This window comes from Clostridium boliviensis, from assembly GCF_033342255.1.
In the GTDB taxonomy this organism is placed as follows: Bacteria; Bacillota; Clostridia; order Lachnospirales; family Lachnospiraceae; genus Lacrimispora; species Lacrimispora boliviensis.
This window is the reverse complement of the sequence record NZ_JAWONS010000238.1, coordinates 1-9,627: the sequence shown is the minus strand read 5'-3', so window position 1 is coordinate 9,627 and position 9,627 is coordinate 1. Positions and strand designations below refer to the sequence as shown.

Annotated in this window: 12 protein-coding genes and 1 pseudogene; 3 read left to right on the top strand and 10 right to left on the bottom strand. The window is 42.5% G+C overall.

The features are described from left to right. Together RZO55_RS14720 and RZO55_RS14715 are read right to left on the bottom strand one after the other, a co-directional pair. Window positions 1–130: manganese catalase family protein (locus RZO55_RS14720; protein WP_318065022.1), on the bottom strand; the 130-nt coding region annotated here is incomplete at its 3' end. Window positions 131–181: 51 nt separating this feature from the next. After that, window positions 182–343 carry a hypothetical protein gene (locus RZO55_RS14715; protein ID WP_318065021.1) on the bottom strand — a complete coding sequence of 54 codons (162 nt, stop codon included), beginning with the start codon at window positions 341–343 and terminating at the stop codon, window positions 182–184. Window positions 344–475: 132 nt separating this feature from the next. Here RZO55_RS14715 and RZO55_RS14710 point away from each other — a divergent pair, with 132 nt between their 5' ends. Further along, window positions 476–1,138 (top strand): DUF3298 and DUF4163 domain-containing protein, encoded by a 663-nt coding sequence (locus RZO55_RS14710; RefSeq protein WP_318065020.1) that lies wholly within the window; start codon window positions 476–478, stop codon window positions 1,136–1,138. 24 nt (window positions 1,139–1,162) lie between these two features. On the opposite strand, the gene RZO55_RS14705 is transcribed toward RZO55_RS14710, so the two are convergent. Further along, window positions 1,163–1,327 carry a hypothetical protein gene (locus RZO55_RS14705; RefSeq protein ID WP_318065019.1) on the bottom strand — a complete coding sequence of 55 codons (165 nt, stop codon included), beginning with the start codon at window positions 1,325–1,327 and terminating at the stop codon, window positions 1,163–1,165. Window positions 1,328–1,417: 90 nt separating this feature from the next. Here RZO55_RS14705 and RZO55_RS14700 point away from each other — a divergent pair, with 90 nt between their 5' ends. Further along, entirely contained in the window at window positions 1,418–2,854 is a 1,437-nt protein-coding gene (locus RZO55_RS14700; protein WP_318065018.1) for a recombinase family protein, read from the top strand. Here the strand turns inward: RZO55_RS14700 and RZO55_RS26050 are convergent. From RZO55_RS26050 to RZO55_RS14685, 4 genes and pseudogenes are all read right to left on the bottom strand, one after another. Continuing rightward, a pseudogene (locus RZO55_RS26050) lies at window positions 2,854–2,949 on the bottom strand (manganese catalase family protein); the annotation flags it as partial. The gene RZO55_RS14700 and the pseudogene RZO55_RS26050 overlap by 1 nt on opposite strands. Then, window positions 2,949–3,269 carry a spore coat protein CotJB gene (locus RZO55_RS14695; protein WP_318065017.1) on the bottom strand — a complete coding sequence of 107 codons (321 nt, stop codon included), beginning with the start codon at window positions 3,267–3,269 and terminating at the stop codon, window positions 2,949–2,951. The gene RZO55_RS14695 and the pseudogene RZO55_RS26050, both read right to left, overlap by 1 nt. Beyond that, entirely contained in the window at window positions 3,269–4,198 is a 930-nt protein-coding gene (locus RZO55_RS14690; RefSeq protein ID WP_318065016.1) for a spore coat associated protein CotJA, read from the bottom strand. The genes RZO55_RS14695 and RZO55_RS14690 overlap by 1 nt, the downstream gene beginning before the upstream one ends. Before the next feature lie 40 nt (window positions 4,199–4,238). Further along, a complete protein-coding gene (locus RZO55_RS14685; RefSeq protein ID WP_318065015.1) occupies window positions 4,239–5,573 on the bottom strand; it encodes an FAD-dependent oxidoreductase in 1,335 nt (444 codons plus the stop codon). A 149-nt stretch (window positions 5,574–5,722) separates the two neighbouring features. Here RZO55_RS14685 and RZO55_RS14680 point away from each other — a divergent pair, with 149 nt between their 5' ends. Continuing rightward, window positions 5,723–7,078: an EAL domain-containing protein gene (locus RZO55_RS14680; protein WP_318065014.1), complete on the top strand. Its 1,356-nt coding sequence runs from the start codon at window positions 5,723–5,725 to the stop codon at window positions 7,076–7,078. Window positions 7,079–7,138: 60 nt separating this feature from the next. Here the strand turns inward: RZO55_RS14680 and RZO55_RS14675 are convergent, their stop codons facing one another. The 3 genes from RZO55_RS14675 to RZO55_RS14665 all read right to left on the bottom strand — a co-directional run bounded on the left by RZO55_RS14675 (window position 7,139) and on the right by RZO55_RS14665 (window position 9,413). Beyond that, on the bottom strand, window positions 7,139–7,588 hold the full coding sequence (locus RZO55_RS14675; RefSeq protein ID WP_318065013.1) for a CBS domain-containing protein: 450 nt from the start codon (window positions 7,586–7,588) through the stop codon (window positions 7,139–7,141). A 108-nt stretch (window positions 7,589–7,696) separates the two neighbouring features. Beyond that, entirely contained in the window at window positions 7,697–8,452 is a 756-nt protein-coding gene (locus RZO55_RS14670; RefSeq protein WP_318065012.1) for a peptidoglycan DD-metalloendopeptidase family protein, read from the bottom strand. Between the two features lie 40 nt (window positions 8,453–8,492). Further along, a complete protein-coding gene (locus RZO55_RS14665; protein WP_318065011.1) occupies window positions 8,493–9,413 on the bottom strand; it encodes a SpoIID/LytB domain-containing protein in 921 nt (306 codons plus the stop codon). Window positions 9,414–9,627 lie beyond the last annotated feature (214 nt).

Here is a 9,627-nt window from a genome sequence, read left to right as displayed (position 1 = left end):
GCGCCAGTTCTTCCGTACCAATATCAGTTAAAACCGCCTTCCCCTCTTTATAAGGCATTGCATACCTCTGGGATAAATAACGCATGGCAGCACCCATTTCTCCATCAGGTCCGCCAAAGTGCAAAAACAGATAATAAAATTATTTACTCCCCCTCACAAAATAAGGAAGAGAAGCGTTTTATCACTCCTCTTCCTTATCATCATACACCTTAATGCTCTCTTCGTGTCTTAACGTATTGGGACCTAAGAACTTTCCTGTTTCCCAGTGATTTTGAAATGTTTCAGGCTTTTTGTTTTCTTCCTTTGGACTGGAGTTCTGATTCTTTTTTTCATTATTTTTCATTTGGTTCACCTCATAGATAGTATGGTGAGATCTACGCCAATTATACACCTTTTATTTCTGATTCCGTTTTTTTGCGCAATAAACGATCTGAGCATTCATATAATATAAAAAACTTTCTATCCAGAGGCACTCATGCAGACAATTTCTAAGAAAACTATATCAGATGTTCTCCTCCATAACGACGTCGCCGTACTTACCTATACCATTAATTATCCTTATTTCACATCAACCTGCGGTACCGATACCACCCTGGCTATCAATCAGTTTTATGAAATTCAGTCTCGTCAGGCAGAAAAATATTGCCGGGAAGTTTTATATGCCCAGGCTGTGAAAGATGCCATGTATGCAAAAAACAATGAATTTCCTTTTCATAGCTATGAATTTTTTTCAGATTATGTGGTCACTTATAATGAAAACTGTATTACAAGCCTCTATAACGACCAATATACATATCTGGGAGGGGCTCACGGAAATACGCTGCGACAGTCTCAGACATGGGATTTTCAGACAGGCAGGCAGCTGCAACTGACCGATTTTTTCTCTAATGCCACGAATCTTAATGATGCTATATTTAACGTTATTCAACATGATATCTCAGACCGTTTGAAGGAAGCTCCTGCTTCCTACTTTGGAGACTATCCCGAGCTGATCCGGGGGAATTTTAATATAAATGGATTTTACTTAAAGCACTGCGGGATCGTTATCTATTATCAACAGTACGATATTGCTCCGTATGCATCTGGAATTCCGGAATTCTTCTTTCCTTTCGAAAATTGTAAAAAAGAGACTCCATAAACACATACCGCCGGCCATCAGCTTTCAGATGACCGGTTTTTCTTCTCTGATAATAAAGCCTGCATGTTCCATCATCTGATCACGGATCCGTTCTCCTGCTCTTTTTTTCCGCTCCTGCGGAAGGAGGTCCAGCAATACTATATCTCCGTTTAGATCTATGTAATTCTCAATCTTGATTTTTCTATTCATAAATTCATCCCCTCTCCTGTAAAATGTATGTGACACGGATTGTACCTGTTTCCAGGTATCTTCTCTGATTATCGGAAAGAAGGAAATCAATTGATTAAAAATGATCAAAAACCCATTGGCGCCGCTTATGTCCGGGTAAGCACAAACGATCAGACAGAGTTGTCTCCCGCCGCCCAGCTCAGGGAAATAAAAAATGCGGCAAATGCGGATGGAGTGCTGATTCCTGAAGAGTATATATTTATAGAAGAAAAAGGAATCAGCGGACGACGGGCTGATAACCGGAAAGAATTTCAGAGGATGATCTCCATAGCCAAGTCGCATCCCTCTCCTTTCCAATATCTCTATCTATGGAAATTTTCACGCTTTGCGCGAAATCAGGAAGAAAGCGTGTTTTACAAAAGTATACTTCGGAAAAAATGCGGTATTTCTATAAAAAGTGTCTCTGAGCCTGTCATGGAGGGAATGTTCGGGCGGCTGATTGAAAGTATCATTGAATGGTTTGATGAATACTATTCCATAAACCTATCCGGGGAAGTCACACGGGGAATGACGGAAAAGGCTTTGAGAAACGGCTATCAGGCAGCTCCATGTCTTGGCTACCGGGCTGTAGGAGAAGGAAAGCCTTTTATAATAGATGAAAAAGAATATGAAGCGGTGATATTGATCCATCAGTCCTTTTTTAATGGTATGGATCTGACTTCAATTGCAAAAGAGGCAAACAATCAGGGTTATTGTACCAAACGTGGCAATCCGTTTGACAGAAGAGCGGTAGAACGAATCTTAAAGAACAGATTTTATGAAGGAACGGTTACCTGGAATAATATATCGTTTCAGGGTGCCCACGAAATCAGGAAAGAAGTCACTTCTGTATTTCAGGCAAACCAACTGCGTCTGAAACAGGAATACCGGCCAAAAAACAGACGGGAAGTCTCTGCATGCAGGCATTGGGCTTCCGGACTTATAGTCTGCGGCTATTGCGGAGCCGGGTTAAGCTATAATGCCGGCAGTAAAACAGGTCACCAATCCGGTTATTTTCAATGCTGGCGCTATACCAAAGGTCTTCATAAGGAGTCCTGCTCCATTTCTGATAAAAAGGCTGAGTCCCTCATTATCAAATCCTTACAGCAGGTTGCAGCCAATCCGGCAAAAGGCGGTGAATACATCCAAATACCTTCCTCTCTTCCATACCTTGAGAAAAAACAACTGGAATCCGCATTGGAAAAACTCCGTATAAAAAAACATAAAATAAAAGCAGCCTATGAAAATGGAATTGATAATTTAGACGAGTACCGTGCCGGCAAAGAACGTCTGTTGAAATTGGAAACAGAATTAAAAAACAGATTAGACTCTATTGAAATCGAAAATGAGACATCTCCACGCACAATTCGCAGCGTCTGCGAAATTTTAACAGACGAAACAATAAGCAATGAAGTAAAAGGAAGAGCATTGCGAAGTGTAGTTAAAAAGATTGTTTATGATAAAAAAAACGGAGAAATGAATTTTATTTATTACATCCAATTACCTTAAGGTCCGCCATACTGACTCATAATGAAGGTTGCGATTTTAGGATTTGGTGTTGTAATATTTACAGGATATTCCAACCTTTTTTCATATCTCCACATTAGCCGCACACTCCTTCCCATGGCCACGGATCATTTACCCAGGTCCAATAGTTTTCGTCCATAACATGGTTCGACATTAACGGACCACAATACTCTTCGTAGGCATTAACAGCCTGTTCACACATATCTGCTACATAATGATAATAATTTAATGCATCCTGATCACAGGGATGGGTATCAAGATACAGAATTACATCGTCCATTGCAAAACATGCCTGGTAAATCTGCATTAATAACATATTGCAGTTAGCATTACTATTACTGTTGCTAACTCCATTACAATTACAATTACACTCACAATTACAATTACAATCTGTCATCACTTGCACCCTCCCATCAAAAATGGTTTAAATAAATCCGGGAAAATGGTACCCATCTCAATTGCCGTATCGACGGAATACAATTCCTGCCATCTCTGCCATGGAACATATGCCATAGCAACAGGATACCGGTCAATGCTCTCAACACCTTTACATTCAGCGGGTGCAGGCATACAACCGCCGGCCATTCCTGGTGCCATTCCCATTGGCTTTTCGGGTCTCATATGACATGGAGGCATATCAGGATACTTCATAGGGCAGGCAGGCATCGGCGGACATTTCATCATCGTTGCCGGGGATACACCCTGCTCCGGATATTTCATACGGCAGGGAGGCATTGGCGGACATTTCATTGTTGTTGCCGGGGATACACCCTGCTCCGGATATTTCATACGGCAGGGAGGCATTGGCGGACATTTCATTGTTGTTGCCGGGGATACACCCTGCTCCGGACATTTCATGCGGCAGGGAGGCATTGGCGGACATTTCATCGTTGCCGGGGATACACCCTGCTCCGGGCATTTCATTGGCTTAGGATGCATTGGCGGACATTTCATTGTTGTTGCCGGGGATACACCCTGCTCTGGGCATTTCATGCGGCAGGGAGGTATTTCCGGACATTTCATTGTTGCTGGGGATACGCCTTGCTGAGGACATTTCACTGGCATCTGGCATACGGGTTTTTCCGGACATTTCATCGGCGACGTTGCAGCCCCTCTCTCAGGACATTTCCTGGGTCCGCAATAAGTGGGACATCTGTATAAATCCTGCTGTCTCACTGGATCCGGCGTTGACGGATTGTGTAAGTTTCTGGCAGGTCCGGACCCCAGAGGCATATCTGGTCGAATCACTGTACCCGGACATGCGGACATATCAAGTTCCACAGGGGAAGACCAGTCGGAACACTGTTGTTTCGTATAACCATCCATAGGATGTTTGACTCCTTTCATACTTGAAAAGTTTCTAATATCAATCTATGAATGGAATACTCTGTTGTGCAGGATTAGAAGATATTTTTCCGTTTATTTCAAAAGAAGATCCATGACATGGACATTCCCATCGTTTATCGTACCTGTTCCAGACCAGACGGCAGCCCAAATGGGGGCAATTGACGGCACCTTTCAATACTCCGCCGGAAAGTCCCTTTACGGATTTGAGGCTATGAGAAACCAAAGTTTTGGCACTGGCCCTGATATGATGCCTTCTGGGAGTAAAGACTTCATCGTATGGAGTTCTCTTTCCCAGAATCTGCATGCTGAGTATTTTTGCTGCAGCCATGGAAGTACTCATCCCCCATTTACCGAATCCAGTAGCTACATACCAGTCAGGTTTCAGGACAGAGTAAGTGCCGATATATGGAATTCCATCAAGCGTCATACAGTCCTGAGCCGACCATTTTCCAAGCACCTCCACATCGGGATACAGATGTTTAGCCGTCTGCTCCATGGCAATATACGGATTTTCTTTGGGTATGCTTCCCGTTCTGTGGCTGCCATATCCCAAAAGCAGCTTGTCTCCTGCATTTCGAAAGGAATAAGATTTAGAATCAACCCCCAGATACATTCCGTCAATGGAAGGAACTGGACCAATTTCCATGACATAACTTTTTTCCTGATACATTTTTGTGAAATAAAATCCGGGAACATTGATAAATGGATAATGAGTTGCAAATACCACTTTATCTGCTTTAACCACTCCCCTGTTTGTAATAACCTCATGTCCCTGTACTTTCAGCACTCTGGTTCGTTCATAAACCGTTAGTCCCGAAGAAATGTCTCTTAAAAATTCCAGAGGATGAAACTGGGCCTGACCTGAAAAACGAACTGCACCAAAAACAGGAAATGGAAGTTTCGTTTCCCGTTCAAAGGTTGCCGGAAGGCCAAGCCGTCTGGCGCATTCTGCTTCTTTTAAAAGCTTTTCTGATTCCTGTACGGAATAAAGATATGCATCCTTCTCTTCATAATGACACTGGATGCCGTATCGTCTGATCAGCTTCCCATACTCCTCCACTGCCAGCTGGTTTGCCTTTCCATATAGCCTGGCAGTCTCTTCTCCCACTGTCTTTACCAATTTCCCATAAATTAAATTATGCTGGGATGTTATCTTTGCACTGGTATATCCGGTCTGACCGCTTCCAATCCGGTCTGCCTCCAATACCACCACATGAATATGATGCCTCTGTAAATAAAAGGCAGTTAAAATTCCTGCCATTCCTGCTCCAATTACCACTACCTCTGTCCGCCTGTTACCGGGCAGCGGATTTCTCCCCGGTATGCGGGCTGTTTCTGTCCATAATGAATTCATTGATTTTCACCTCTGCTAATCGTATATTTCCTATTATTCTCACATTTTACAGAAGTAATGCTTCTTTTTCTGTTTCCAATTATTTCTTGCTTTCCTTTCCTATATATAATAAAATAATACCAGACAGTCATGGACAGGAGGCAACCCAAATGCACTGGTTTCAGAACAAAGAAAGTAAACACCCAGATGACAAACAAGCAGTCTTACCCGAACAGACTAAGGACAGTTCGGTTAAATTAGAGCGAGATGCCTGCCTGAAGCATCTTGGTCAGGCACTCAGTTCAAATAATGAACGGGGCGTTGTTTTAAAGCTTTACATAGAGAATTTTAAACAGCTCAATCAGTTATTGGGCTATGAGTACTGCGAAAATCTTCTGAATCAGATTCTCACCTATTTAAAAGAGACATGCACAAACAACGTCTACCACTATATTGGTGTAGAATATGTAATTATCTTAGACCATTTCACTCAAGGTCAGGCTATGAATCTGGCGGAAGAAATAGCCGGAAGATTTGATCATGCCTGGAAGATTGACGGTACTGACTGCTTATGCTCAGTGGAGATGGGATTGTGCGCTTATCCCGGTCATGCAGCTACTTCTGAGCAGATGTTAAAGTGCCTGGATCTGGCAGTAACCAGAGCCGGCGAAGCAGGACCCAATCAGGCAGTCACGTTTGACAGCACGCTGCAGAACCAGCTGCTTAGACGTCAGGCTATTGCCCTGTATATAAAAACAGCTTTGGAAAAAGAAGAAGTAGAGATCCTTTACCGCCCCACTTACTCCACGGATACGAAAAACTTTACCAGAGCAGAACTTTCCATGCGTATTTTTATAAAGGGTCTGGGATTAATTGGAGCCAGTGAATTTATGCCTGTGGCTGAGGATTCCGGTCAGATCCGAGCATTGCTTTATTACGCTTTGGATAAGGTCTGCCAGTGTATCCGACAGGCGGAGGACGCAGGCTGCGAATTTGAATCCATTACCCTTCCTGTATCCCCGGTACTTTTTTTGCAGGAGGACTTTATAGATGAAGTTTCAAAGGTTATTAATACATACCATGTTCCACAGGGGAAACTGGCCCTGGAGCTGAAGGAAAGCTCCCTGACCATGGGATATCTAAACCTTGGCATCATGCTTCAGAAACTGGCAGACATGGGAGTTGAACTGATTCTTAATGAATTTGGCTCCGGTTGTTCCAGTATCTCCGCCATTCTGGATCTTCCCATTCAGACATTGAAGCTGGAGCGCCTCTTTATCTGGCAGCTTGAGACAAATGAGAAGTCTAAATATATAATAGAAGGACTGATCCGTATGGCTGGAGATCTTGATTTAACCATGATTGCAGAAGGAGTGGAAACAGAGAATCAGGTCTCTGAATTAACCAACGCCGGATGCAGCTTTCAGCAGGGCTTTTATTATTCCCCCCCATTAAAGCAGGAGAATTTAATAAATATATTAGGAAAAAACAAAGAAGAATCCGCGCCTTATATTTTTGAGGAATAGAATCCTTACGGATGAAAAAAGCGTTTCCGGTTATGAAACCGAAAACGCTTTTATATTTGCTTAATTACTTACCACTGTCCTGATTTTGATTTCGTCGGACTTTTTCACTTCCTGGGACTTTTTGTAGAAGTAATGTATGATATCCTTTCGGGTTATTAATCCGATAAAATTCTTCTGATCATCCACCACCGGTACAAAATTCTGGTTCAAAGCCATATCAACCAGGTCTTCCATTGTGGAGTCCGCATAAACAGGCCGGTTGTCCGATCTTCTGTCAATTGCGGCTACTGTAACACTTTCCGCTTCTTTCAGACTTAAATTGAATTTATTCTTTATTCCCCAGAGCATGTCCCCTTCGGTTATCGTTCCTACATATTTGCCGTTCCTGTTGATAACAGGTATGGCGGAGTATTTGTGATACTCCATCTTCTCCAGTGCCTGACGCAGAGAATCATCTTCGTAAATATAAGCCACTTCATTCTTAGGTGTTAAAAAAAACAATATATTCATAGCCACACTCCCCGTTTAATGTACGGACTTAGTATAGCAGATGACTCTTAATCACGTATGAACAAATTATTATTTTTTTATAACTTTTTCCTAATATTTCCTGAGTGATCACTGCATATAGTCAAGAGGATCAATGGCCTTGTCATCATGGGTCAATTCAAAGAATATGTTGGCTCCCTCTACGGAATAATACTTGGTGGGTTCTGCAACATAACCCAGTACCTGGCCTTCTTTCACATATTCATTGGCAATTACTTTCAGCTCTTTTAACTGACCGCAGACAGCCGTATACTTGTTGCCCATATTTAAAACAACATAGTTACCGATTTCTTCATTGGAACCAATTTCCTGCACTTTTGCATTGGCAGGTGCGACTACCGGAGTACTTACATCACCCTGAATTACCAGACCTGGATTACATTTATACTGATCCAGGGTTGGGAAGTAGATGGTCGTATCCATACTGTAGTCCAAAATAACATTTCCCCGTACCGGCCAGGTCATTCTGGTGGAGTCATTAAAATTAAGTACCAGTGACTTAGCGGCCTTTTTGTCTGCTGCAGCTTTGGCAGCCTGTGTTTCTTTTTCTGCAGTGGCTTTGGCTGAATCAACAGCCTGCATTTCATCTTCTTGATTTTTGGTTGCATTGGAGTCTCCTGCAACAGCTACCTGTGAATCCTGGGGGACTGATTCTTTCACAATCATATCGCTCTGATCCGGCACTTTCAGATAAGGGCTTTCTCCTCCACCATTTCCTCTTTGAACGGTAATGACTCCTGCTGCAGCTACTATAGTCAGCAGGCCTAAAACTAACAGGACAAGGAATACTTTATCCTTGAACAATTGACTGATTTTCTCCTTCACGTTTATCACCTCGATAATATTCTTACCAAGAGTGAAAGAGTTATTCAGATTTCAAAACAATATTTTTATAAAAATAAGCAAGAATTTTTTCTGCCGTCCACCCTTCCTCACTTTTGCATTTAGCACCGTACTGGCTGAGACCATATCCATGTCCGATTCCTCTGCAGACAGCCCTCACTCCCCCTTCGTAATCTTCAAACTCATAGGAAGGTGACGGAAGGGAAAGAGCATACTGGACCTGGTCTCCCGTAAAGGTACGGGTGCCGATCTGAATCTGTACCACATATCCGGAATCGTCCCTTTGAACGATCTGGATACTCTGTGGAATCTGATCTGCCTTTACGCAAACATCACCGGATATCTGATTAATCTTTTCCGCAAAGTCCTCTTTACTGAATGGTATAATCGTTAAAAATCCTTCTGCCTCCACATCCTTTTTACATTCCACCGGCTGCAAGTAAGGGTGATTTTCATCTCCTGCCCTTGTTATTCCATTGCTGGCACGGTGGAACAGCGGATCAATCAAGTTTCCGTTGCATGTGATAACCATACCTGCAGTAGATCGCACAGCTTCCTCAATTGCCTGATAGCTGGTGACAAAGGCCTCACTTCCCCACATCTTCTCCATCTGTTTCTGCTCCAGATAATCCATATGAAGATCAGATTCCTTTACTTCCTTCTGATCATTCATTTTCCCATAAATATAAGTCCTTGCTATAATTGCCTGTGCCCGAAGTGCTTCCTTCCCATAATCAGCAGGTATCTGCTTTGCTACCACCCCTGTCAGATACTCCTCTGCATCCATGGTTCTTTCCCCGCCTTTTCTGTCCAGAATCACACGCTTACCACTGGGTATAATGGGTATATTTTTCTTTTCCTCAATTTTCCCTGTCCATGCCAGTGTAATAATATATGGAAACAAAAATGCCAGTATACAAGCCATTAAAATCTTTTTTCCCATGCTTTGCCGCCTTTCTCTCGTCTGAATCCTTGTTCAATATATGATAGAGTAGAGAAATAATTGCTAAGAATTATCTCCCTCTCATTGAACCGTACGTACGGGTCTCGTATACGGCTCTACAACTTATATTCCAACTTATCTTAGATAGTAATTTAAAGGATTGAGCAAACCAGCTCCGTCCTTTATTTTATTTTCAAGCAAATCTGGACTTAGG

Coding starts and splice junctions, on each gene's coding strand:
- RZO55_RS14690 (WP_318065016.1), bottom strand. CDS start 4,198: ATGGATGGTTATACGAAACAACAGTGTTCCGACTGGTCTTCCCCTGTG.
- RZO55_RS14680 (WP_318065014.1), top strand. CDS start 5,723: ATGCACTGGTTTCAGAACAAAGAAAGTAAACACCCAGATGACAAACAA.
- RZO55_RS14685 (WP_318065015.1), bottom strand. CDS start 5,573: ATGAATTCATTATGGACAGAAACAGCCCGCATACCGGGGAGAAATCCG.
- RZO55_RS14705 (WP_318065019.1), bottom strand. CDS start 1,327: ATGAATAGAAAAATCAAGATTGAGAATTACATAGATCTAAACGGAGAT.
- RZO55_RS14695 (WP_318065017.1), bottom strand. CDS start 3,269: ATGACAGATTGTAATTGTAATTGTGAGTGTAATTGTAATTGTAATGGA.
- RZO55_RS14710 (WP_318065020.1), top strand. CDS start 476: ATGCAGACAATTTCTAAGAAAACTATATCAGATGTTCTCCTCCATAAC.
- RZO55_RS14675 (WP_318065013.1), bottom strand. CDS start 7,588: ATGAATATATTGTTTTTTTTAACACCTAAGAATGAAGTGGCTTATATT.
- RZO55_RS14665 (WP_318065011.1), bottom strand. CDS start 9,413: ATGGGAAAAAAGATTTTAATGGCTTGTATACTGGCATTTTTGTTTCCA.
- RZO55_RS14715 (WP_318065021.1), bottom strand. CDS start 343: ATGAAAAATAATGAAAAAAAGAATCAGAACTCCAGTCCAAAGGAAGAA.